This is a genomic window from Flagellimonas aquimarina (genome assembly GCF_003149745.1).
GTDB lineage: Bacteria > Bacteroidota > Bacteroidia > Flavobacteriales > Flavobacteriaceae > Flagellimonas > Flagellimonas aquimarina.
The window spans coordinates 19,665-44,778 of sequence record NZ_QGEG01000003.1 but is presented as its reverse complement, the minus strand read 5'-3'; the positions used below and the strand labels follow the sequence as shown (position 1 = coordinate 44,778).

Sequence of the window (25,114 nt, the reverse complement as noted above, 5' to 3'; positions counted from 1 at the left end):
TTATGCTCTAACCGGTTGATTTTGGATTAAATCAATATACAAATTAACTTTTTGCTTTAAATCTCTACGGTGTGTTATAAAATCCAGAAACCCGTGCTCTTTTACAAATTCTGATGTTTGAAACCCTTCGGGAAGATCCTTTCCAACAGTATCTTTGACCACTCTTGGTCCAGCAAAACCTATTAATGCTCCTGGTTCAGAAATATTGATATCTCCAAGCATGGCATAGGAAGCTGTGGTCCCGCCCGTGGTGGGATCCGTACATAACGAAATATAGGGGACTTTTGCCTCGGCCAACTGAGCCAATTTTGCAGAAGTTTTTGCCAATTGCATGAGAGATAATGCGGCTTCCATCATTCGCGCTCCTCCAGACTTTGAAATCATTAGAAAAGGAACTTTTCTTCTTTTTGCAACGTCAATAGCTCTGGCTATTTTTTCACCTACAACGCTTCCCATTGAGCCTCCAATAAAACTAAAGTCCATGCAGGCTATAACTATTTCCTTCCCCATGGATTTCCCCACTGCGGTTCTTATGGCATCCTTAAGACCTGTTTTTTGTTGAGCAGCTTTTAGTCTTTCAGAATACTTTTTAGTATCCACAAAACGTAAAGGATCTTTGGAAGACAATTTTTCATCCAACTCTTTAAACTTGTTGTCATCAAATAGAATTTCAAAGTATTCCTTACTTCCTATTCTGACATGGTAATCATCTTCTGGACTAACATAAAAGTTTTTTGCCAAGTCCTCGGACTCAACGATTTTCCCTGTTGGAGATTTATACCAGAGACCTTTGGGAGTGTCCTTTTTTTCCTCCGTAGCTGTTTGAATTCCTTTCTCTTTTCTTTTAAACCAAGACGACATGCAATCAAAATTAAGTTAAACGGCTTTTTTTTGGTGGTTACAATGTGTTTACATTGTTTAGGTCTTCAAACGCCTTCTTCAATCTGTCCACAAAAGCTTTTTCTCCTTCGCGAAGCCACACTCTTGGATCGTAGAATTTCTTGTTTGGTTGATCATCGCCTTCTGGGTTTCCTATCTGAGCTTGAAGATATCCTGATTTATCCTGAACATAATCTCTTACTCCTGAAAGAAATGCATACTGAAGGTCCGTGTCAATGTTCATTTTTATAACACCATATCCTATGGATTCTCTAATTTCTTCAACAGATGAACCTGATCCACCATGAAAAACAAAGTCAATATGATTATGCTCCACTCCATATTTTTCTGAAACGAATTCTTGGGAATTTTTCAAGATTTTTGGAGTCAATGTTACATTTCCTGGCTTGTAAACCCCATGCACATTTCCAAAAGCGGCCGCGACGGTGAATTTAGGACTTACTTTGGATAACTCTTCGTATGCAAAGGCAACTTCCTCTGGTTGCGTATATAATTTGGAACTATCTACATCTGTGTTATCTACACCATCCTCTTCACCTCCGGTTACTCCCAATTCTATTTCCAAGGTCATATCCATCTTGCTCATGCGTTCTAAATAATCCTTGCATATTTCAATATTTTCTTCAATAGGTTCTTCAGATAAATCTATCATATGAGAACTGAACAGGGATTTCCCTGTAGCGGCATAATGTTCTTCACTGGCATCTAAAAGACCATCGATCCAAGGCAATAATTTTTTAGCGCAATGATCTGTATGAAGAATGACCGTTGCTCCATAAGCCTCAGCCAATTGGTGCACGTGCTTAGCTCCTGCAACAGCTCCTAGTACGGCTGCCCTTTGGTTTTCATTGGACAATCCTTTTCCAGCATTAAACTGGGCACCTCCATTGGAAAATTGGACTATAACAGGAGAATTTAAGGCCGCAGCAGTTTCCAAGACGGCATTTATGGTATTAGATCCAATTACGTTTACCGCTGGCAACGCATAACCATTTTCTTTGGCATGGTTAAAAATTGCTTGTACTTCATCACCTGTGGCAACGCCTGGCTTAATATTGTGGGACATACTTTCTTTAGTTAGTTACGGTTGAGTTAAGGCACAAAAGTAATAAAATATTTACTCTAGAAAGGATAATTGATTCCGATATTGAAACCAGCATTTTTAAAGTTATATTGCCTAAACCAACGTTTGGATACCTCCTCTGCTGGGTTATAGGTTTTAAAGCCTATATCTAATCTAAAAATAAAATAGGTAAAATCGTATCGAATACCAAAACCTGTACCTAAAGCGATATCTGCCAGTGAACTAAAATCACTAAATATAGCGTCTGGATTATCTTCATTGTCAAAGACGTTCCAAATGTTGCCAGCATCTGCAAAAAGGGCCCCTTTTACGTCACCTGCAATGGGAAAGCGATATTCCAGGTTCATGGCAAGTTTTAGGTTGGCCTCATTAAAATCGTTAATGTTACTTGTGCTTCCTGGGCCTAATTCATATGGGTTCCATGCCCTATTGTCGTTGGAGCCCCCCGCAAAATAACTTCGTACAAAAGGAATGCTTTCGGAATTGCCGTAAGGAATTGCCAGTCCAAAAAAGCTTCGAAATGCCAAAACTTTAGAACTGGATACTTCCCAATGCCTTACAAAGTCAAACTCAGTTTTAAAGTATTGTGAGAAGGGCACCCCAAATACCAAAAGTTGATCATTATCATTCTTATTGTAAGGTATAGCGCCATCCAATAAAGAAAGCAAGTTGCCGGCACTTTCCAATTTCAGTCTAAACTGATAGAAATCGTTGTCATTGACATCTATTTTGCTGTTTTTTGTATATGTATAGTTACTGGCAAAGATTAGATTGTTTTCAGTCAGTCTTTGTCTTCGCTCCTCAATACTGTTAACTTCGCTTAGTTGCTCGGTAGTAACCGGTATTTCACCGTTAAGCACTGCTTGCACAAATTCGTTGGCCCCATCTGGAATTCCTAATATAAGTGGGTCTTCGGTATTCTCGCTATCTCTAAAGAATGTGGCATATTGTGGGTCATCCTGAAATTCATCAGCAATGTTGTCCAAATTGCTGAAGGTGTTCTGATAAACATTGTAAAAGTTATTTGGATTCACGTTCCGTACAAACTCCACATTCAGCAATTCTACATTATGTTTTAGGCTATTTGATGGTGACCAGTTGTAAGATAGGATGCTATTGAAGGATTGTTTATCCAAACCAATGTTCTTTTGAAAGTTGGTACCTATAAGAAACCTGCTCTGTGGCAACATGTAATATGGAATAATTTTTTCGGTATTCAATGGAAACCAAATTCTTGGAAACGTAATGTTGATATCTCCTCCTATTTCCGATGTAAAAGTCTCGCCTGCTATTGAAATATTGCGTCCATTAAGAAGACCAATGGATCCCCGCGCCGAGATATTCAGGGTCTCTGTCCCTCCAAAAACATTACGTGTAATAACTGAACCACTAAACGCGGTCCCTACTTGTTGAATATTGGAATGCGTTACATCCAAATCTAAATTCAACGAATACTTTGGCCTAGGTGCCAGATAAATATTTGTGATCAACTGCGCTTGGGTGGTATCTGGGATAAATTCAATGTTTGGATATTTAAACGTGTTAAGATTGGTAATCTGCCTATAGGTCCTAATTCTATCTAAATCCCTGTAGATACTATCTTTTTCAAAAAAAATGGCATCGGTAAGTGCTTTGGGCTTGTATTTGAGCCTGTTATTGTAATATATGGTATAGTTTTCATATTCTATCGATTTTAAAGAATCTGTGCCGCCACCGATCAAGTAATCAGCATATATGTTTATTTTTTTTAGTTTATGAATTCTATATGGGCTATTGGTTAAAGAGGTATCTCCTGTGCTTCTGGGTTTTTGGATATTTAATTGAACATCCATCAATTGATCATTTGCTACTTGTGAAGTATCCCTTAGGATATCGTAGTTAATAGAACTTTCCTGAAAATTATAGACTCCGGAGTTTCTGAACAATGTGGTTAACCGCTCTCGCTCTTGGTTAAAATTTGCCAGATCAAATTGCTCTCCATCTTTTACAAGGGAGTTATTCAACGAGCTATCGTAAATTGAATCTAACTCAGGAGAGGATATATTTTTTAGGATAGTATCAATAAGAAATGGCTTTTCCAGGGAAATTTTATAATCAACTTCGGCTCTTTTTTTTCTTTTTCCTTTAACAATGGAATAAGTGCCCGAATTGTTGAAATAACCTTTGCTATTATAGTACGCCTTTAATCTATCAACAGTTTTTTGGGTCAGAGCAGTATCAATAACGGCAGGCGGTTCACCAATTCTTTTGAAAAAATCACTTGCCCCTTTAACCACAAAGGATTCCTTTAATCTGTTTACTTGCTTTTTGGAAAGCAACCTGTTCAGTCTTTTTTCTCGTTTTTCTTTCCTGTGCAGCCAATTTTGAAAAGAAGAATCTGGGTTTTCTTTAGCAAGATTGTATAGATTTAGACGAAGACGATAGCCAAGTAAGCTGCTATTGGGTTTTTGAGCAATAAGACTCTGAATGTTATCATCCTTAACCTTCTCTTCATCTGCATAAACGGTGTTTTTGGTAAGAAGCAACTCATTGTCGTCCACCCTTTTAAGGGTGTTACAACCTATCATGGTAACCATAAGCAACAATAACCCTATTTTTGCCTTGTTACACATTAGACCTAAAAAACCCTTCATAGACGCCAAAAATACACGATTTAGATGGTTACCAAAAACCAAATTAAACTAGTTGTTAGCTTACAGCAAAAAAAGTACCGAAGTCAACACGGGCTATTTGTGGTTGAGGGTGCAAAGACTGTAAATGAAATATTAGAGGCTGGGTTAAAGCCTTATAAGTTGTTTGTTGACGAACCAAATAAAGCTGAAAATTTCAATGGAGTTGAGGTTGTTTCAAAATCAGAGTTAAAGCAAATGAGCAGCCTAAGCAATCCAAATGGAGTTTTAGGGGTGTTTTATATACCAAATGTCAAAAAAACCGAAAACACAGATTGGCTGGTAGCATTGGATGCCGTTCGTGACCCTGGTAATTTGGGTACGATAATTAGATTATGTGATTGGTTTGGTATAAAACACCTTATATGTTCATTGGATACCGTAGACTGTTATAACCCTAAAGTGTTGCAAGCCACTATGGGTTCTATAGGAAGAGTAAATGTAGTTTATATGGATTTGCTTGACTATTTGACAAAAACCTCGCTTCCAGTTTTTGGGACCTTTATGGATGGCGATGCGGTTTATCAGGTAAAAATGCCCAAAACAGGAATCATGGTAATGGGCAATGAGGCGAATGGAATTTCTAATGAAATCACCGATATCGTCTCTCAAAAGATAACCATTCCCCAGTTTGGCCCAGAAACAACGGAAAGCCTAAATGTTGCAACAGCAACTGCAATTCTCTTGAATGAAGTAAGAAGAAGTTAGTTTTAGTATGTTGCCAGACTACTCAAAAGTAAAATTTATAAAGATTCCTCGAGTACGCATTGCATTGATATTTCCAGTCCAAGGACTATTGGGGTCATTGTCGGGGACAAGTTCGTCCGTTAAAGCAAAGACTCCTCTGATCGAGGGCGAAAACTTAAAGTACTCTGTGTAAATATCAATTCCAAAACCAAGCTCATAGCCATAAACATTCTGTTTCATACGGAATTCACCACTACTATTGTCATCTAAACTGTCTTCCTTGCTTCCTAAATTCATTGCTGTATATACTCCGCCAGTAAGATAAGGCTTCCAGTTACCAAACCTTCTGGCACTAACCTTTAGTAATAGGGGAAATCTTATGTAGGTTGATTTAACTTCCCTAATTGCATCATTTTCAGATGTAAAACCGGGAAAACCTAAATTTCTGGATGTGTAAAGCAATCCAGGCTCAAAACGTAGATCTAAAAACTCATTGATTCTCATTTCCCCAATCAAACCAACATTGAATCCAGCACTTGTATCAACCAAAATATCTTGTCCAATATCGTTTTCATATTCAAATTGAAAATCATATTGATTAAACCCAAGATAGTACCCCCAGTTCAATAACTTTAAATCCTCACTTTGAAGATTGAGAATAGGATCTTTTTTAAACTGTGCCGAGGAATTTGGGCATACCAATAATAGCAGGCCAAATAGAAGAAGGACGTTTTTCATCAAATTATTTTGTAGCGACATATATAGATGCCACCCCAAATGTCTGGGGCATGTTCTCTATACCTATAAACCCAATTTTGGCCAAAATATTGTTGAATTGTTGCCCATGAGGAAAAACGGAAGCTGATTCACTTAGATAATCATATGCAGAACGGTCTTTAGAGAAGGTTTTGCCAATACCGGTAAGAATATATTTTGTGTACAACTTGTATCCTTGCTTAAATGGTGTTTTAGTGGGTACAGATGTTTCAAGTATCACCAAACTTCCTTCTGGTTTTAATACTCTGTAGATTTCTTGAAGTCCTTTTTCAAGGTTTTCAAAGTTGCGCACACCAAAAGCTACTGTTACAGCATCAAAAGTGTTATCATCAAAAGAAAGATTTTCACTATCGCCAACTACCATTTGAATGGTGTTTTGCAGGTTTTTTCCATTGATTTTGCTTTTTCCCACTTCCAGCATTCCAGGTGAAATATCCAACCCAACGATTTTTTCTGCACCTGTCTTGGTCATTGCAATTGCCAGGTCTCCTGTACCCGTTGCAATATCTAGAATGGTCTTTGGTGATTTCTTCTTAAGAAGATTTACAACTCTTTTGCGCCATTTTAAATCTATACCGAAAGAAATCACCCTGTTTAATCCATCGTAATCCTTAGAAATTGTATCGAACATTTGCTTTACTTGTTCCTTTTTTCCTAGGTCAGAATCTTTATAAGGTTTAACTTTTTTGGACATGTGCTGAATTTGCTGGCAAATATACAACTTAGGTATATGAGAGGTGAACAAAAATAATTACGTAATTTTGCCTCGCAACAAAGGAAAACTTTTCCGTATTATGTTAGGTATTCGTCTTTTAGACTGTGGTCAATATTCTTTTTTTACCATTACAAATTGAATCTATTAAGAACATCTTATTCTAATCAATGAAGATTATAATTGCGGGAGCAGGTGAGGTAGGATTTCATTTGGCAAAACTTTTGTCTTATGAAGCACAAGAAATTACATTGATTGATACGGACAAAGAGAGTTTGGCGTATGCAGACAATCATTTGGATATTAGAGTCCTTAGAGGAGATGCCACTTCAATAGAAGTGCTGAGAAATGCACAAGTTGAAACATCTAAATTGGTCATTGGGGTCACATCGTCAGAAACGACTAATCTAACACTTTGCCTTTTGGCCAAACAGTTGGGCTGTAAAAGAACCATTGCTAGAATATCCAATACTGAGTTTATAGATAATAAAGAACTTATTAAGTTCGATGAACTTGGTGTAGATGAGTTGATCTCTCCGGAAGAATTAGCGGCGACAGAAATACAATTGCTACTAAACCAATCTGCCTTTAATGACACCTATGAGTTCGAAGGAGGGTTGTTGACCATGATTGGAGTTTTCTTGCCAAAATCAGCTCCATTTGTGGGCAAAATGGTCAAGGAAGCCGCCAAAATTTTTCCAGAACTGCATTTTATGCCCATTGCGCTACAGCGCATGGGAACTCAGTATACCCTTATTCCAAGAGGTGATACTGTTTTTAAAGAAGGAGATCAAGTGTATTTCATTACATCAGCCGAAGGGGTTGAGGAGCTTTATAAGCTCACAGGAATGCAAAAGAAGGAAATTAAAAATGTAATGATTCTTGGCGGCAGTAAAGTTGGTTTTAAAACTGCCCGTGATCTGTGCAATAAAAAATTCAATGTAAAACTCATTGAAAAGAACAAAGAAAAAGCATTTGACATAGCAGATGAACTACCTCATGCCTTAGTGATCAATGGTGATGGAAGAAATGTTGAGCTCTTGGATGAAGAGAGTTTAGAGTCAATGGATGCATTTATTGCTGTTACTGGAAATTCAGAGACCAATATTATGTCTTGTTTGGTGGCCAAATCCAAAAAGATTAAAAAGACCATCGCGTTGGTTGAGAATATGGATTACTTTCAGCTATCACATTCAATTGGGGTTGATACGCTAATCAACAAAAAACTTTTGGCCGCCAACAATATTTTTAGATATATAAGAAGAGGAGAGGTGCTTGCGTTAACACGTTTGAACAACCTAAATGCAGAGATTTTAGAATTTGAGGTGAAAGCCACATCCCTGGTAAATGGTGAAATCATAAAAGAACTAAACTTTCCACGGGAGGCCAGCATAGGTGGTGTTATTAGAGACGGAAAAGGTATTATTGCCCTAGGGGATTTTAAGATTTTAGAAGGAGACCGCGTTGTAGTTTGCTGTTTGCCTAAAGCAATTTCTAAAATAGAAAAGTTGTTCTTGTAATGGGACTCAATACGCGAATTATTGTGCACATTATGGGGTTGTTGCTACTTTGCAATGGCTCTTTTATGCTTTTGGCTGCATTTGTAAGCGGCATTTACAAAGACGGTGTTACTTTGGATATTACTCTTGCAGCCATAGTTACTATGCTATTTGGTGTTATGGCCATGTTTTATACAAGGGGCCATAAAAAAGAAGTAAAAAGAAAAGAAGGATACATTGTAGTAACTTTTGGATGGATAATTATGTCTATCTCTGGTACACTGCCCTATCTCTTTTCAGGAACAATACCTGAAGTTACCAATGCTTTTTTTGAAACCATATCCGGCTATACCACTACTGGAGCTTCCATAATAGATGATATAGAAGCTATGCCAGAAGGAATACTTTTCTGGCGAAGCTTGACACATTGGATAGGGGGAATGGGTATTATTGTTCTTGCAATTGCCATTCTTCCACTTTTAGGAATAGGAGGAATGCAATTGTTTGCAGCGGAAGCACCTGGCCCGGCAGGGGATAAGTTACATCCTAGAATAACAGATACCGCAAAACGATTATGGTTGATTTATTTTGGATATACCGTCGCGGAAACAATTCTCTTAAAATTGGCGGGAATGTCTTTTTTTGATGCAATGAACCATTCCTTGGCAACTTTATCTACAGGAGGTTTTTCGACAAAAAATGCAAGTTTAGCATATTGGAACAATCAACCATTGGTTCAGTACATTACTATAGTTTTTATGTTTTTGGCCGGTAGTAATTTTGTGTTGAGCTACTTTGCCTTTACTGGAAAGGTACAGCGCATACTCAAGGATGAAGAGTTCAAATACTACGCAATTTTCATTCTTCTCTTTACAATAATAGCAGCATTGGTGGTTTATTTTAATGCAAATGTTGAAGTGTCGGATTTCCACCCTATGGTTTCGGGAGAGGGAGAGAGTGCATTTAGGCATGCTCTTTTTCAGGTTGTGGCAATCGTTACAACTACTGGTTTTGTAACAGCAGATTTTACAAGCTGGACCCCCTTTTTAACCATTTTCTTTTTTGGACTTATGTTCTTGGGAGGATCTGCGGGTTCTACCGCCGGTGGAATAAAGGTGATGCGACATTTATTGATCATAAAAAATGGTCTATTGGAATTTAAAAGGACCTTACATACCAATGCTATTATTCCTGTTCGTTATAACGAAAAAACAGTTTCCGAGCATATTGTATATAACATAATTGCCTTTTTTGTGCTTTATATGTTATTCTTCATAATAGGTTCTTTGGTGCTTGGGTTTTTGGGCCTTGATTTTGTTTCTGCAATTGGCGGTTCAGCCTCATCTTTAGGGAATGTAGGCCCTGCATTGGGAAGCCTTAACCCCGTAAGCAATTATAATAGCCTGCCGGATGCTGGTAAATGGTGGTGTGGCTTTTTAATGCTATTAGGCCGTTTAGAGCTTTTTACGGTGCTGATTATTTTAACACCATATTTTTGGAAGAAGACTTAAAAAAAGAAACCCTTCAATCCATATAGAATTGAAGGGTAATTATCTTATAATTGTTTGACCGCCTATTTTACTGCTTCAGCAATCCTAGAAATAGCTTTTTTAATATCCTCTTCACTGGCAGCATAGGAAATACGGATGCTATTGCCGTTCCCAAAAGCATCACCTGTAACGGTTGCCACGTTGGCTTCTTCCAATAGGTACATTGCAAAATCGGATGCATTGTTTATTGTTTTGCCATTAAGGGTCCTTCCAAAAAAAGCGGTTACATCTGGATATACGTAAAATGCTCCTTCAGGTTCATTGCATTTAAACCCTTCAATATTGTTCAATAGCTCTAAGATGAGTTTTCTTCTATTTTTGAATTGATCCACCATATATTGAACCCGAGTTGGAGATTCTAATAAGGCAGTTATGACTGCACGTTGTGCTATACAGTTAGCGCCACTAGTAACCTGTCCTTGCAGTTTATTGCATGCTCTGGCAATATACGAGGGAGCTCCAATGTAACCTATTCGCCATCCGGTCATGGCAAAAGCTTTGGCAACACCGTTTACCGTAACGGTACGGTCATACATATCATCAAAAGCTGCCATTGAGGCATGAGCCGTAACGCCGTAGTTAATATGTTCGTAAATTTCATCACTGACTACCACAATTTGTGGGTGTTTTTGAAGCACATCAGCCAAACCTCGTAACTCTTCTTTGCTATAAATTGAGCCACTTGGGTTGCATGGAGAACTGTACCATAACATTTTGGTCTTTGGGGTAATAGCAGCCTCCAACTGCTCTGGTGTCATTTTGAAGTCATTTTCTATGGATGTGGTAACCTCCACAGGAACTCCTTCAGAAAGTTTTACAATATCACTGTAACTAACCCAATATGGGCAAGGTAAGATTACTTCATCACCTTTGTTCAAACAAGCTTGGGCTACATTATAAAGTGCCTGCTTTGCACCTGTAGAAACAACAATTTGAGGGCGTTCATAACTTATGCCATTATCTCTTTTGAACTTTGTACTTATGGCGTCTTTTAATTCCACATAACCATCTACAGGAGTGTACGAATTATAGCCGTCCTTTATGGCCTGTATGGCGGCATCTTTAATGTAGTCAGGTGTATTAAAGTCAGGTTCACCTAGACTAAGTCCAATAATGTCTTTTCCTGATGCTCTAAGTTCTCTGGCTTTTGCAGCCATTTCAAGAGTAGCTGAAGGAACTAAGTTGTTAATCCTTTCAGAAAGTTGGTTGCTCATTAGTGTTGCTATTTTACTGGTATTGAAGCGCTGGATTTTTGCCCAATTCCTTCAAATGTTTGAAGTGCGAAATTATAGCTTTTCTAGTAGTTTTATACTCGTTATAGGGCAAATTAAACTCCTTTGCTGTCTGTTTAACAATTTTGGAGATTTTTGTATAATGAACGTGGCTGATATTAGGGAATATATGATGTTCAACTTGATGGTTTAAACCACCAGTAAACCAGTTTACAATCCTGTTTTTGGTACCAAAATTCACTGTGGTTGCAAGTTGATGAATGGCCCAAGTATTTTTCATTGTTCCGTTTTCATCTGGCAGGGGAGTATCCGCATGGTCAACAATATGGGCCAATTGAAATACAACACTTAAAATTACCCCAGCAACATAATGCATAATAAAGAAACCGAGCAATATCTGCCACCATGGAATCTCAACAAGAAGTAGAGGTAAAACAATCCAAATGGTAATGTATATAGTCTTCGTTATTACCAAGGTGCTCCAATTTATTACTGGATTAGGCAATTTTCCATAGGACAGTTTTCTTTTCATGTACCTATACATTTGTTGAAAATCTGTGGTTATTGCCCAGTTAAAGGTTAACAATCCGTAAAGAAGAATGGAATAAAAGTGCTGGAATTTATGGTGTTTTTGCCACTCAGCATGTTTTGAAAAACGAAGAATTCTTCCTGCTTCCATATCTTCATCATGCTCATGTATATTGGTGTATGTATGATGCAGAACGTTATGTTGAACTTGCCAATTGTAAACATTTCCAGCCAAAATATAGATGCTGCTCCCCATTAGTTTGTTCACCCATTTTTTATTGGAATATGCACCATGGTTTCCATCATGCATTACATTCATTCCCACACCGGCCATTCCCACGCCCATGGTAATGGACAAAAGAACGTATCCCCAAAATGGTAAGTTCAATGTTAGCATTAAAAAATAAGGGGTCAAGAAAACTGCAAACATCACAACGGTTTTAAGGTGAAGTTTCCAATTTCCGGTTTTCTTTATTTTATTTTCACTAAAATATTGGTTAACCCTTTTATTTAGTGTTCTGAAGAATTGTGCTGAATCTTTTCTTGAAAATCGGATGATATCCTTTTCCATAAATTAAATTTTTACAAAGGTAAGTAAATTGATTTCCCAACTTCCCAACTTTATATGAAAACGATGTTAAGGTGCTTAAAAGTATTAATTTTGCCGAAATTAACAGATTAAGCATGAATGCGGACCTTATATTCAAGTATTTTACGACACTCACCGATACTCAGAAGCAACAATTTATAGGCTTGGAGGAGCTGTACCAAGATTGGAACCAAAAGATAAATGTCGTGTCCAGGAAGGATATAGATGAACTTTATCTTCGGCATGTGCTTCATTCTTTGGGAATTGCTAAAATTCAGAGGTTCAATGAAGATTCTAAAATTTTGGATGTGGGCACAGGGGGTGGGTTTCCCGGTATTCCTTTGGCAATTTTGTTTCCCAATACCCATTTTACTTTGGTGGATGCAATTGGAAAAAAAATAAAGGTGGTGCAGCATGTAGTGGACGGACTTCAATTAAAAAACGTGACCGCCAGACATTCCAGAGTGGAGGATTTAACTGAAAAGTATGATTTTATTGTTAGTAGGGCAGTTGCGGCCATGCCAACGTTTGTACATTGGACAAAAGGGAAAATCAAGAAAGATTCGGCCCATGAAAGAAAAAACGGAATTTTCTATTTAAAAGGTGGTGATTTGGCAGAGGAACTGAAAGATTATAAAACGGCTGAAGTCTTTGACCTAAAGGAATATTTCGAAGAAGATTTTTTTGAAACTAAAAAAGTAGTGTATTTACCACAAAAATTTAAGAGTCTCTCTTAGGTATTCCTTACGTTATAGTACACGATTCTGCACTTTCTTGAATACTCCTTGAAATAGTGCCATAGCGCATCAAATTGTTCCGTCATCAATTTCCGCCATCTGTAGATTTGTTGTTTCATATCAATATGAATTAATGGGCTAACAATGATTAATTACATTTAATTTACTATTACTTAACGTTAAATTTACATATAAAATTGTGTTATTCCAATCAATTAGGTCTGAAATTCAAAAAAAGATGGTATTGTCCTTCGAAATTTAAAAGAGGATATCGTTATTGTACAACTGTAAGATTTGTAAAATAAGCTTCTGTACCGGGGCCTATCCATAGTCCTATAGTTCCTTCATTGTCCGTTCCATGTTTTAGGTCATTGACTATTAGTGTAGGTTGGTCATTCCCATGCACATACAATTGGGCAGTGTTGCCTTCTACTACTATGCGCACTTTTGTCCAATCACCTGGAACCAAATCTACATATGTTTCATATTTTTTTGGAAACTCTTTGCGCAATTTGTGCCAAGGGAATTCTGGATAAGAAATGTATTGTACTGAGTGATTTCTTCTTATTTGATTTTGTGCTCTAGCATTGGTTGGACGCAAATAAAAACACTCAAACTTTGAATCATCTTCATGGACCCTAAATGCTAAGCCTACAAAACCTCTTACATTGGCAGGTGCATCTTTCATTGGAGCTCCAGAAAGTTCAATTTCAATGGTTCCAGATTCAAAATTCAAGTTGGGAATTTTTACAAATTTCGCTTCGGAACTTATACCGGTATCAAGAACCCGAAGTGCTTTCATCCCTTTGTAAATGGTATCTGACGCAATAACATTTATGGGTATCAGGTCGCTATTTCCATACAACCCAATTTTGGTGCTGGTTTGCTGCGAAATAGTGAGGTTCACTGACAAAATGAATAAAAACGATAAAAAAGTTAGTGATTTCATCAATATAGTTTTTCATAAAGCTAATTGTATTCGATGAGCTAAATGGTGAGTTTAACCTTTTATTATAAAAGCAATTTTTCAAGAGGAAATCTGCACATTGTGATTTAACAAAGTGAAAAGCTGTTGTTTTTAAACCCACTTTGTAAAACAGTTTATGTAACCTTAGTGTTTTTCAACCCCTAAAAGTTTGCCATTGTACCAATACTCAGTGGATGTTTTTTGTCCTTTTAGATTATAGTGGTGGTGCTTGTTAACGGCTTTGCCTTCTTTAAAAGTTCCTTCGTATTTTGGATTGCTATTTTTGTGATATTCTCGATGAATACCATCTCTGTTGCCATTGAGGAATTCTGTTTCGGTTTTTAATATTCCGTCAGCATAATATTCCTTTAAAGACTCTCTTTGTACGTTGTCTTCTGATAGTTGGGTTTCTCTTTGAATTTTAAGAGCCCCGTCTGTATGGAACTCCCAGAGCAAGGTCATTTTCAATTTACGGTTGGGGCCTTTGTTAAAGTTGTAGAAATAGGCTTTGCTTAATTCCAGTCCGCCATCACTACGAAATTTGTGCATGCTTATTTCCTTGTCAGCAATATGGTAATGGGAACTTTTAAGTTTCCCGTTTCTGTCATAAAAAAGTGAATTCCCATGTCTTAATCCAACATTATAGTAGATTTTGGATCTTATCACTGCATTTTCATAATACTCTATCCATAGATCATGCCTTTTTCCTGGACTAATCTTTAGTTCATCCTTGTAATAAAGCGGAGTTTGCCCCTCTTTATTATGACCCTGGGCGGACATGTTTTTGGTGTTACAATTTTTAAACCGGCCTTCAATTTTTATTCTGCCATTTGAATGGTACTCAATGTATATGCTATCCAAAGAATTGTCTTTTATATAGCTTTCGATTTTAATTTGCCCATCAGGGTATTTTTCAACATATTTTAATTGCATATAACCTTTACTGGAAATACAGAATAAAAAAAAGAGAACTAAATAATGTTTTGGGCTGCTCATTTATACATTTTGCAAAATGTGGTAAATGGAATGGGATTTACAAGAAGAAATATATTAAAACTTTTCTCCTGATTAATGGACGATCTTATAGCTGTGGCTTCTCGGTTTATGGATGATAGACTGAAAGAAACCATTGAATGGTGTTGGCTATACAATTTTTGGTGTTTAGCATTGAACCATCTTGTGCTTGGTCTACCCATTTTTGCTAATGCAGGTGTTTTTTAAAGATAAATAGTGAATTCTTTCTTTGTACTGTAAGGAAAGGAGTGCCAATGTTATTTTAGAATACCATTATGGAATAACCAGGGTCTTATAAATTTAAGCAAATCATAGGGTTTTCCAGATTGTGTATTAATAAAGTCGTGATCTCCATTTTCTAAAATTTGAACCTGGAAATTGGGATTGTTCATGACTTGTAGTGCCTTCCGTGTGGCATCAACCGGAATAACGGGGTCTTGGGTTCCAAGAAACCAAAGGGTTTTAACGTTTAACTCCTTAAGGATATTTCTTGGGTCAAAACCTCTGTCGCCCCTAAAATTTTGGAGCTTTAAATGTGCCTCTGCTATTGACATATTGTTTGCACCTTCGTCACCATCACCTGTAAGTTGGCTAAAATACTGTTCTTCGCCAGCAGAAATGGCTACCCCTTCCCCAATAATAATAAAATCAATATACTTGTTTTTTGATGCTGCCAAAGGCATTATCCAGCCTGCTTGACTACCTCCGATCAATCCAATTTTTGTTTTTTGAAGCTCTGGTCGATGTTTTAACCATAATAAGCATGCCAACACATCAGATGCAAGCAAATTGAACCAATTTTCACTCTCCTCAACACTGAAAAACTGATAATTTCCTCCAGATTTCCCCACCCCTCTTTTATCATATGCCAATACGGCCATACCAAGTTCAGTTCCAATTTTAGTGTAAAAGCTCACATCTTCGTACCTAGAGGGGGCCGAGCCATGCACAACAATCATGGCGCCCTTAATCTTGCTTTTGTTTTTAGGAGTATAATAGGCAGCATTTAATAAAATAGTGTCATTTGGAATTTGGATTTCCTCCTTTACATATCCTTCAAATTGGGAATGTTCTACTTTTATAAGAGGCATATTGCAAATTGGACAATTTCTTGGCTCTAAAAAATCTACGTTGTGGCAATCTGAAGCACATGGTGGGCAGCTATACTTATCTTGTTGTGCGCTGACTCCCAAGCATGCCAAAAAAGAAAAAATAACTAAGATGCGTGGAAAACTGGCCATGCAACTGCTTAAAGTTTCTTGTAGACCTTTGCATCATTATCTAAAGAATACCCAACAATTTGGTCTGAAGCATTTCTTTTGAATAAAATCTTGATGTCGGCAATATTGGAGAATGTATCATCTTTTTCATGATAAAGAGGGTAAACAAGTTCATCTACTATTGTGTAAAGGTCACCATCCTTTTTATTGATTTTCAATGTAATTTGACCGCCATCTTTGTACTCATAAAGCCCTTCAAATGGAGCAAGATCTGAATTGGATATCCTGTTTTCATAGGGATTGTCTTCAGAAAGGATTAACCCGTTGCCCAATTGCCAATTATCATATTCCATATTATATGCAATGCGTTTGGCCGCATTTAATCCATGCAGTTTTGCTACAAGATGCAGTGCTCCATCTATTCCTGCAGAAATTCCAGCAGTGGTGATTACTCTTCCATTATCTACAAAACGCACATTTTTACGCACATTTATCTTTGGGTAATTGTTTTTAAGATTGTCCAAAGAACTATGGAATGTTGTGGCTGTTTTTCCATCCAGTATTCCAGCTTCGGCCAAAATAAAAGCCCCTGTACAAACAGAAAAATGATATTTTACCTGTTCTTGTTTTTTAATCCATTCCATTACTTTGGGGTTTTTGGATGTGGGCGAAGCATTACCTCCAAAAAATGCTAAAATATCTGCCTCGGGAGCATCCTCTATTGTATAATCTGGGATAACGCTAAGAATACCCTGTGATTTTATTGGGTCCTTTTTAGCTGATACAGTAAACACATTAAATCCTGCATAGGAAAGAACTTCCATTGGTCCAGCAAAATCTAGAACTTCAACTCTTTCCTGTAAATAAAAGGCAATGGTTTTTACATTTTCTTTTTTCATAAGTGTCATATTGCAAAATGAACAAATACCTGGATTGGTATGTTCTGTGTTGTCACATTCAAGCCCACATGGGGGGCAAATGTATATGTCAGGTGTTTGTGTACTGTTTTGGGGGTAGCTAAAAGCGATTCCGCATAGGAGCAGGAAAGGAATTATTAATTTGTTCATTTTTTGAATTTTTGATGTACAGCAAAGTTAGTCTGCCAATGTTGTCTTGAAAAGGACAAGATTGCTCAACATTGGGACAATTATTCGCGCCATTCTGAGGGAAGAGAGGAGGTGTGCTTTTTTAGTAAGGTTCTCAATTGATTATTGCTTTGAAATCCGCAGGCTGCGGATACCGTATCCACTTTAGAACCATCTGAAAGAAGTTGCACCGCTCGTTCTACACGAAGTTTATCTAGATAATGACCTATTGTAATTCCAGTGGTCTTTTTAAACAGGCGTGTAAGGTTTCTGGGGCTCATATGAACATTTTCGGCAAGCTCCTCTATTTTTAACTTTTTATCCAGGTTTTGTGCTAAAGTGTCCTGAGCTTGATGGATACGATTGTCCAAATGATTTCGATATTGCAAAAAGACACTAAGTTGGGGGTCGTGTTCTGTTCTGCGAAGATATATAACAACTTCTTTGGCAATTTTTGTGGCAAAAACTGGCCCGTAGAGTTCTTCTAAAAGAAAAAGGGCCAAGTCTATTCCTGAAGAAACTCCAGCACTGGAATATAGATTGCCATCCTTGACTATCAACCTATCTGAATGCAATTTGGTTTTAGGGAACCTAGATTGAAACTCTTCCAAATATTTCCAATGAGTTGTGCACTTTTTTCCATCAAAAAGGCCAGCAAAAGCCATGACGTATGCTCCTGTACAAACAGAACAGATTTTAGAACCGTTTTGATTTTGCTTTTGTAGCCACAGAAAAAAAGATTGGTTTTGTTGCTCAAAATTATCAGCGAAAAACAGATGGGACTCCAAACCGGGAATAAAAAGAAGGTCATTTGTTCCCAGTGTAAAGTCTTCAAAAGCTTCTAAATTACCTAAAGAAATCCCAGCACTGGATACCTCTTTGCTCGAGGTGTTCAGGCTTAAGTAATGGGTCTCAATTTGAGCACCATATTCATTTGCTTCATAAAAAAGGTGTGCTGGGCCTGCCATATCCAAAAGCTGGACCTCTGGTGGTACAAGGAAAAAAGCTCTATGTTTACTTTGGTTCTTCAATTTTCATAACTATATCGAAGTAATCCTTAAGATATACATCGAACTGGTCTTCATTAAACTCGATTTCTTTGGTTTTTGCCCCGTTTACAATCTTTATTTTGGTATTGTTCAACGTAATACGGCCATTCTCCGTACTTATGGAAATTACCTTTTTTTTAGTGAAGTGGGATTCATCGCTGGTTTGGTGATAGCTGCACATATCCTTAAACTCCGATAATTCCTGCTGCTTTGTGCCAAAGATATATTGTGGCACTAACAAATCATCTATTTGTGTACAAACTCTTAAATAGTCTTTGTTATAATTATCAAAAACAAACGTTCCGTAATCATCCAAAAGAGCTTCGTTAAGCTTCAAAGGAAGCGGTTTAAATGAGAATTTCCCAAAGCCAACATCGACCAGAAATTGCTCCATTCCAATGGTTGCAAGAATTGCCATGTGATCATTTTCCTTTCCATATTGGTCTTTTTCAGAATGTACCCGGGCAGAAATAATGCAGACATTGAACCCGATCTCTTTTAGAAGGGCGTGAAAAAGACCATTGAGTTCATAACAGAACCCACCTCTCTTACGGACAACAATTTTGTCAAAAATGATATCCATGTCCAAAACAATTTTGTTGTTGTAATGAATATCTAAATTTTCAAAGGGCACACTTAGCAAGTGTGCCCTTTGAAGTTCAAACAAAGTCGTTACGTCAATTTCAACCTTTTTATGATAATTAATTCTTTTTAAATAGGCTGAAACGTCCATCACATATGAGTTTATTTATCCCAAAAATGGATATCTGTAATCTTCTGGTGTAACAAAAGTCTCTTTTATCAATCTTGGAGATACCCAGCGCAATAAGTTTTGGGCAGAGCCAGCTTTATCATTGGTACCCGAAGCTCTTGCTCCTCCAAAAGGTTGTTGCCCCACTACGGCGCCTGTTGGCTTATCGTTGATGTAGAAATTACCAGCACAATTTTGAAGTGCTTTGGTAGCTTCATCAATTGCATACCGGTCAGTGGCCAAAACAGCACCTGTTAAAGCATATTCTGAAGTACTATCCACCAATTCCAAAGTTTTTGCCCAATCAGTATCTTCATAGACATAAATGGTTACCACAGGGCCAAAAAGCTCAGTGCACATTGTGGTATATTTTGGGTCTTGGGTTAAAATAACCGTAGGCTCAATAAAATAGCCAACAGATTTATCATAATTACCACCAGCAATGATTTCGGCATTGCTGTCAGCTTTAGCTTGGTCAATATACTTGGAAAGCTTGTCAAAAGAACCTTCATGAATCACAGCAGTAATGAAGTTGCTCATATCTGCAGGAGAACCAGGTTTGTTAAACGAGGCAATATCCGCTTTAACAAAATCTAAAACTTCAGCTGCGATAGATTTTGGTAGGTATACTCTTGATGCAGCACTACATTTTTGTCCTTGAAACTCAAATGCTCCTCTAATAATGGCAGTGGATACTTGTTTTGGTTTTGCAGATGGGTGTGCAACAATAAAATCTTTTCCTCCTGTCTCTCCAACAATCTTTGGATAGGTTTTATAGGTGTGGATGTTATTTCCTATCTGTTTCCATAATTCTTTAAAGACAAAAGTGGAACCTGTAAAATGAAGGCCAGAAAAATCCGGACTCGAAAGAACAGTCTCGGTAACCATGACCGGATCTCCGAAAACAACATTGATTACTCCGTCTGGCAACCCAGCTTCTTTGAAAACATCAATGATTACTTTAGCAGAGAATACTTGACTGTCACTGGGTTTCCAGATGACAACATTCCCCATCATTGCTGCACTTGCGGGAAGGTTTCCTGCGATAGCCGTAAAATTGAAGGGTGTAATAGCATACACAAAACCTTCTAATGGGCGATATTCAACTCGATTCCAAATACCTTCTGAAGACTCTGGTTGCTCCGTATAAATTTGAGTCATGTATTCCACATTGAACCTAAGGAAATCTATAAATTCGCAAGCTGCATCAATCTCAGCTTGATGAATTGTCTTGGATTGGGCTATCATCGTGGCCGCGTTGATTTTTGCACGGTAAGGACCAGCTATTAATTCTGCAGCTTTTAAAAAAATGGCGGCACGCTGTTCCCAAGTTAGATTGGCCCATGCCTCTCGTGCTTCCAAACCATTGGAAATAGCTTGTTCCACATGTTTCTTTTCTGCCAAATGAAATTTTCCCACTACATGCTTGTGTTCATGCGGAGGTGACATGGTCCTCGTGTTTCCAGTTTTTATTTCCTCGGAACCTATATATAAAGGAACATCAACATTACCTTTGTAGTATGCATCGTATTGTTGCAGTACTTCTTCACGTTCCGGAGTGCCGGGAGCATAACTTTTAATAGGCTCATTATACGCTGTTGGAACTTGAAAAAAACCTTTTCCCATAATGATGGATTTTATGTGTTAAAAATTCCACCAAAGGTAGTGAAAGGAAAAGCCAATGTAAAATGAATTCTAACTAGTTTATAGCAAAAGGAGCAGCAAATTTAAAGGTAGGGATATCCACGTCAAATTCCTCTGAAGAGGTGAAGTTGACCATGTGGTAATAGCCACGCATGGCACCAATAGGAGATGCCAGTAAACAACCAGAGCTGTAGGTATGGGATTTGCCTGGCTTTATTACAGGTTTTTTGCCAATTACACCTTCACCATCAACAGTTTCCATTTCTTTAAGTGCATCAAAAATGTCCCAATGTCTGGCAGTAAGTTGTACTGCATCCTTACTTTGGTTTTCAATGGTAATGGTGTATCCAAAGGCATAGTGCATTTTATAGTTCTTAAAAAATGTACCCTCGAAAGTGGTTTGTACCGAAACTTTTATTCCTTTTGTGACTTGGGTGAACATAACCTTTAATATGTAATGACGCTTCCTGTAAAAAATACGATTACCACTAACAATGCTAGAACAGTAAACATAGTATTCAGAAAGAGATATTTAACAATCGTTTTAAATCTTCCTTGCCCGTAAAAATTTCTCATGGCCTTGTACAGATAAATGCTGAAAATCAGTAAAAAAAGTCCTGAACTGGCCGTATTAAAAATTGAATCCACTATCAAGCTAAGGATGAGCAAGATAAATAATAATGATTGGTTGTGAAAACTAAAAATGAGATGATCGGTGTAGGTGTAATTTTTCCTGATATAAACCACCCAAATGAAAACTGTGAATAGGGGCAGAAAGAAAAATATGGCGAAAGGAAGCTTGGAAATGGTCGAATTTAAAAAACTACTGGGTTGTTGAACAACCCTTAGCAAACTATTTGAAAAATTAAAAGCCATTTTATTGCTTGTTGTACTTTTAATGTCATATTTGACCTTTGCTTCTTCGAAACTGCTAAGGGTATCATGCTTTATGGTACTGGCAAAGAATTCCATTTTAAGGATGAATTTGTTGGTGCCAGTACTGTCCGTTAACCCTTTAAAATAGGTCTTTGGGTCGGCCAGCATAAAGGAGTCTTTGTCAATACCCTTTTGAGTACTAAACACACCAAGAGAATCTAAATGCGCCATTTGTTTGGATACGGGCGCATCATTGAGCCCCAATGAGTCCAATTTTAACAATGCTTGTTCGGCTTGTTTTCTTACTTCGGTACTGTCAGCGGATATTTGACCGGTATTAAGGTCAAAAGACAAAGGGCTTGACTCTGAAGTATTGTTATAGTTGTCGGCAATTTTGTCTAAACCAGAAAATCTGTTGTTGTAAGTGAACATTAATAAGTACAAAAATGCCAAGCTCAATAAAAAACGAAAAGGATTGGTGTAGGCAATGCGTCTTCCTTTTATATAATCTTTAGTTATGGTGCCTGGTTTTAATAATAGTGCATATAATGTTTTTAAAAGTTTGGAGTCATAATTAATCAAACTTGAGAAAAACTCATCGAAAAAATCCTTTAGGACTAATTTTTTGGTGCTATTTGCCTGAGAGCAATTGGGGCAATATTTATCGCTTACATCAAGAAGGTGCCCACAATTAAGGCACTCGGTCCCTCGGAACTTAAGTTGGTATCTACCTTTGGTAATTAGGCTTGGTTTGTTATCTCCCATTCCACTTTCAGGATTAGGAGCTAAAGATAATTAATTGCTGATAGTTCTAGAATTCACAGAACCTATTCCTATAATACTGTCATACATATCGCCAAAGTCGCGATAGTAGACAAGAATGAGATAGTTGTTTTCGGTAAAGTGAAAGTTTCCACTTATGTAGTTGAGGTCGATTGTTTCATCCTGTCTTTCAATTACATATTTGTAATTGTAAAAACCTTGCTTCATGGTAAGGGCAAGTTCCATCTTTCCTGTTTCCGAATTGAAAGTCATTTTGTTTTCTTCCCCTAGGTCATAGTTGTTGAATTTTCCAAAAATGTAAACATTGTCCAATCCAATTTCGTTAGAATAAGGAAGGCTAAAATGGACCTTGGTGTACTCTGCTTCTCTAGACACATCTTCACCTTGTAAAGTCCGCACAACAAAGTCACCGTTAATATCTGGAAAATAGGTGTAAGGTCTGTCATACCTATAGGTATTGGTAAATAGATAATGGTTGTACAATTCTTTGAACTCAATTTTGGATATGGCAAAAGTTGGTGACCGTAAATCCTTTGTGTCAAAATTCAAAAATTCATTACCTCCATAGAAACTTGTTTCCAAGTCATATTTATACACAAGCTCGGTGCCAACTGTAAATTGCGGTTTTACATTATATAAAGCCGTTGGCCAAAAGTGGTTTTGCAAAATAGCAACTTTAACTTCTTTCTTTGGATTAACCACAGGAAACCCTGCGGTATTGATGTTAAACTGAACTACTTGTTTTTCATTCAGAAAGTTAAAATCTCTAGAGCGTTTTACAGTACCGCCCACGGTTACCAAATCGCGATAGACCAAAAATCTTCGCGAAAACTGCAGGTCGCCATAACTATTGTAGATTTCTATAAGATAGTTGCCGCTTACTTTTAAACGAACATTTTCATTGGGAATGGTCAATCTATAGTTAGAATAGGGTTGAAGGGTAGTGTAGCTATTTTCATAATCAATTATTCGTTGATTATCTATTCCTATTAAGTATTGAGATTTTAAAAGCTGTGAAGGGGTCCAATCATAATCGCAGTGGATAATTTTGTAATAGTAATCTTGTTCATTGGCGGTAAGATCATCAAATTCCAAAGTCATGGATTCTCCAAGTTTAATTATTGGAAATTGGTCTTCCGTAGGACCTTTGAAAACTATGGACTTTATATTGACAGGAGGGTTTACTTCTTCTTGTACTTGTGCCAAAATGTTGGAAACAAAAAAGAGTAAAAATATTTGTTTGATCACAAAGCGCATTTAGGGCGTAATTTTTGAGTAAAGGTAAACAAAAAGTGTGCCTAGCAAGTTTAGCTCGATGTAATCCCAATTTTATGGTTAATAATTATGAAAACAATCCTTTTAGTGCTAAATTTGCTTGCAATTTTGTTAACAAAAGGTCTACAATAATATGTCTAAAGACATCCGGATTAAAAAAGGGTTGAACATCAACCTTATCGGGGCAGCAGAACAGACTACTTCCAAAGCCGTTTTAAGTAACGTATATGCCCTAAACCTAGATGATTTTCATGGAATAACACCAAAAATGTTGGTAAAAGAGGGGGCCGAAGTCAAAGCGGGAGAACCTTTGTTTTTCAACAAGAACAAAGAGGATATGCTCTTTGTCTCCCCAGTTAGTGGAGAATTGGTTGAAATTGTTCGTGGAGCCAGAAGGAAAATCTTAACGCTGAAAATTCTAGCTGATAAAACACAGGAGTATGTGTCGCATAAAATTCTTGATGTAGAAGAAGCTGATGCAGAAGGGATAAGGAGTTTTCTGTTACAATCAGGTGGATGGACATTTATAAAACAGCGTCCTTATGACATTATAGCAAATCCGGAAGTCACTCCAAAAGCCATATTTGTATCTGGTTACACTACGGCTCCTTTGGCCGCAGATTCGGATTATGTATTAAACGGAAAAGAAGCAGAATTGCAAGCAGCCATTACTGCTTTGGGCAAGTTGACTCCAGGTAAGGTGCATGTTTCTGTCAGTTCGGCAAGTAATTCCCCATTAGAGAATTTGAACGGAATTGAACTACACAAAGTATCTGGGCCACATCCTGCGGGGTTGGTTGGAACACAGATCAATAAAATTGACCCAATCAATAAAGGAGAGGTCGCTTGGACCGTTGCTCCCCAAGACTTGATAATTATTGGAGAGTTATTGTTGACGGGAAAGTTTAATGCAGAGAGAACCATAGCGCTTGCGGGCTCTGTTGTAAAAGCTCCCAAATACTATACAACCAAAATAGGCGCCGAGATTTCTACCTTTTTATATGGAAGTGGAGTTAATCAAGATAAATTCAGATTGATTAATGGTGATGTACTGACAGGTTCAAAAACACACCCCGAGGGTTATCTTGGATTTTACAACAATACAGTCACTGCAATTCCAGAAGGTGATGATTATGAGTTTTTTGGCTGGAATAAGCCGATTTTCAACAAAATATCATCTACAAGGGCATTGACCTTTTCATGGATGCAACCTAATAAGAAATACGATTTGGACACGAACACCAATGGAGAGCATAGAGCTTTTGTGGTGACCGGGCGTTACGAAGATGTTTTTCCATTGGATATTTACCCACTGCAACTGCTTAAAGCTTGTATGGTAAAAGACTTGGATGAGATGGAGCAATTGGGATTGTACGAAGTAGCTCCGGAAGATTTCTCATTAACAGAATTCATTTGTATTTCTAAACAACCACACCAGCAAATAATCAGGGAAGGATTGGATTTGTTGCATCAAGAAATTGGATAA

General features: G+C 37.4%; 23 protein-coding genes. 5 read left to right on the top strand and 18 right to left on the bottom strand.

The window, feature by feature from the left end:
• From accD to tamL, 3 genes are read right to left on the bottom strand one after another with little or no spacing between them, the layout of a single operon-like run.
• A complete protein-coding gene (accD, locus tag DKG77_RS13395; protein WP_109663910.1) occupies nt 1-861 on the bottom strand; it encodes an acetyl-CoA carboxylase, carboxyltransferase subunit beta in 861 nt (286 codons plus the stop codon).
• Nucleotides 862-898: 37 nt separating this feature from the next.
• Nucleotides 899-1,966, bottom strand: coding sequence for a class II fructose-bisphosphate aldolase (gene fbaA / locus DKG77_RS13390; protein WP_109663907.1), 1,068 nt, complete (start codon nt 1,964-1,966; stop codon nt 899-901).
• 56 nt (nt 1,967-2,022) lie between these two features.
• On the bottom strand, nt 2,023-4,617 hold the full coding sequence (tamL, locus tag DKG77_RS13385; protein WP_109663904.1) for a translocation and assembly module lipoprotein TamL: 2,595 nt from the start codon (nt 4,615-4,617) through the stop codon (nt 2,023-2,025).
• Nucleotides 4,618-4,641: 24 nt separating this feature from the next.
• On the opposite strand from tamL, the gene DKG77_RS13380 reads away from it, so the two are divergent.
• Entirely contained in the window at nt 4,642-5,361 is a 720-nt protein-coding gene (locus DKG77_RS13380) for a TrmH family RNA methyltransferase (RefSeq protein WP_109663901.1), read from the top strand.
• An 18-nt stretch (nt 5,362-5,379) separates the two neighbouring features.
• Here the strand turns inward: DKG77_RS13380 and porT are convergent, their stop codons facing one another.
• Complete coding sequence (gene porT / locus DKG77_RS13375) at nt 5,380-6,078, bottom strand: type IX secretion/gliding motility protein PorT/SprT (protein ID WP_109664397.1); 699 nt, start codon at nt 6,076-6,078, stop codon at nt 5,380-5,382.
• 4 nt (nt 6,079-6,082) lie between these two features.
• Nucleotides 6,083-6,811 carry a bifunctional demethylmenaquinone methyltransferase/2-methoxy-6-polyprenyl-1,4-benzoquinol methylase UbiE gene (gene ubiE / locus DKG77_RS13370; protein WP_109663899.1) on the bottom strand — a complete coding sequence of 243 codons (729 nt, stop codon included), beginning with the start codon at nt 6,809-6,811 and terminating at the stop codon, nt 6,083-6,085.
• 188 nt (nt 6,812-6,999) lie between these two features.
• On the opposite strand from ubiE, the gene trkA reads away from it, so the two are divergent.
• Nucleotides 7,000-8,349: a Trk system potassium transporter TrkA gene (gene trkA, locus DKG77_RS13365; RefSeq protein ID WP_109663896.1), complete on the top strand. Its 1,350-nt coding sequence runs from the start codon at nt 7,000-7,002 to the stop codon at nt 8,347-8,349.
• A complete protein-coding gene (locus DKG77_RS13360; RefSeq protein ID WP_109663893.1) occupies nt 8,349-9,839 on the top strand; it encodes a TrkH family potassium uptake protein in 1,491 nt (496 codons plus the stop codon). The genes trkA and DKG77_RS13360 overlap by 1 nt, the downstream gene beginning before the upstream one ends.
• A 62-nt stretch (nt 9,840-9,901) precedes the next feature.
• Here DKG77_RS13360 and DKG77_RS13355 read toward each other — a convergent pair whose 3' ends face one another.
• Together DKG77_RS13355 and DKG77_RS13350 are read right to left on the bottom strand one after the other, a co-directional pair.
• The gene (locus tag DKG77_RS13355; protein ID WP_109663890.1) at nt 9,902-11,092 is read right to left on the bottom strand and encodes a pyridoxal phosphate-dependent aminotransferase; all 1,191 of its coding nucleotides are present in this window, start codon (nt 11,090-11,092) and stop codon (nt 9,902-9,904) included.
• Between the two features lie 13 nt (nt 11,093-11,105).
• The gene (locus DKG77_RS13350) at nt 11,106-12,209 is read right to left on the bottom strand and encodes a fatty acid desaturase family protein (RefSeq protein WP_109663888.1); all 1,104 of its coding nucleotides are present in this window, start codon (nt 12,207-12,209) and stop codon (nt 11,106-11,108) included.
• 113 nt (nt 12,210-12,322) lie between these two features.
• On the opposite strand from DKG77_RS13350, the gene rsmG reads away from it, so the two are divergent.
• Nucleotides 12,323-12,964 carry a 16S rRNA (guanine(527)-N(7))-methyltransferase RsmG gene (gene rsmG / locus DKG77_RS13345; RefSeq protein ID WP_109663885.1) on the top strand — a complete coding sequence of 214 codons (642 nt, stop codon included), beginning with the start codon at nt 12,323-12,325 and terminating at the stop codon, nt 12,962-12,964.
• Here the strand turns inward: rsmG and DKG77_RS17230 are convergent.
• The 11 genes from DKG77_RS17230 to DKG77_RS13295 all read right to left on the bottom strand — a co-directional run bounded on the left by DKG77_RS17230 (nt 12,961) and on the right by DKG77_RS13295 (nt 23,610).
• Nucleotides 12,961-13,083: a hypothetical protein gene (locus DKG77_RS17230; protein ID WP_279305976.1), complete on the bottom strand. Its 123-nt coding sequence runs from the start codon at nt 13,081-13,083 to the stop codon at nt 12,961-12,963. The genes rsmG and DKG77_RS17230 overlap by 4 nt on opposite strands.
• 155 nt (nt 13,084-13,238) lie before the next feature.
• Nucleotides 13,239-13,913 carry a LamG domain-containing protein gene (locus DKG77_RS13340; protein WP_109663883.1) on the bottom strand — a complete coding sequence of 225 codons (675 nt, stop codon included), beginning with the start codon at nt 13,911-13,913 and terminating at the stop codon, nt 13,239-13,241.
• A gap of 162 nt (nt 13,914-14,075) precedes the next feature.
• Nucleotides 14,076-14,927, bottom strand: a complete 852-nt coding sequence (locus DKG77_RS13335; protein WP_109663881.1) for a toxin-antitoxin system YwqK family antitoxin — start codon at nt 14,925-14,927, stop codon at nt 14,076-14,078.
• A 275-nt stretch (nt 14,928-15,202) separates the two neighbouring features.
• A complete protein-coding gene (locus tag DKG77_RS13330) occupies nt 15,203-16,036 on the bottom strand; it encodes an alpha/beta hydrolase (RefSeq protein WP_165819397.1) in 834 nt (277 codons plus the stop codon).
• A 158-nt stretch (nt 16,037-16,194) separates the two neighbouring features.
• Entirely contained in the window at nt 16,195-17,232 is a 1,038-nt protein-coding gene (locus DKG77_RS13325; RefSeq protein WP_109663876.1) for a DJ-1/PfpI family protein, read from the bottom strand.
• Between the two features lie 80 nt (nt 17,233-17,312).
• Nucleotides 17,313-18,281, bottom strand: coding sequence for a GlxA family transcriptional regulator (locus DKG77_RS13320; protein WP_109663874.1), 969 nt, complete (start codon nt 18,279-18,281; stop codon nt 17,313-17,315).
• Entirely contained in the window at nt 18,265-19,032 is a 768-nt protein-coding gene (locus DKG77_RS13315) for an arylamine N-acetyltransferase family protein (protein ID WP_109663871.1), read from the bottom strand. The genes DKG77_RS13320 and DKG77_RS13315 overlap by 17 nt, the downstream gene beginning before the upstream one ends.
• 15 nt (nt 19,033-19,047) lie before the next feature.
• Nucleotides 19,048-20,676, bottom strand: coding sequence for an L-glutamate gamma-semialdehyde dehydrogenase (gene pruA, locus DKG77_RS13310; RefSeq protein WP_109663868.1), 1,629 nt, complete (start codon nt 20,674-20,676; stop codon nt 19,048-19,050).
• A 73-nt stretch (nt 20,677-20,749) separates the two neighbouring features.
• Nucleotides 20,750-21,136 carry a Co2+/Mg2+ efflux protein ApaG gene (gene apaG / locus DKG77_RS13305; RefSeq protein ID WP_109663866.1) on the bottom strand — a complete coding sequence of 129 codons (387 nt, stop codon included), beginning with the start codon at nt 21,134-21,136 and terminating at the stop codon, nt 20,750-20,752.
• 5 nt (nt 21,137-21,141) lie between these two features.
• Entirely contained in the window at nt 21,142-22,335 is a 1,194-nt protein-coding gene (locus tag DKG77_RS13300; RefSeq protein WP_109663863.1) for a DUF3667 domain-containing protein, read from the bottom strand.
• A gap of 30 nt (nt 22,336-22,365) precedes the next feature.
• A complete protein-coding gene (locus DKG77_RS13295; RefSeq protein ID WP_109663860.1) occupies nt 22,366-23,610 on the bottom strand; it encodes a type IX secretion system plug protein in 1,245 nt (414 codons plus the stop codon).
• A gap of 151 nt (nt 23,611-23,761) precedes the next feature.
• On the opposite strand from DKG77_RS13295, the gene DKG77_RS13290 reads away from it, so the two are divergent.
• On the top strand, nt 23,762-25,114 hold the full coding sequence (locus DKG77_RS13290; RefSeq protein WP_109663857.1) for a Na(+)-translocating NADH-quinone reductase subunit A: 1,353 nt from the start codon (nt 23,762-23,764) through the stop codon (nt 25,112-25,114).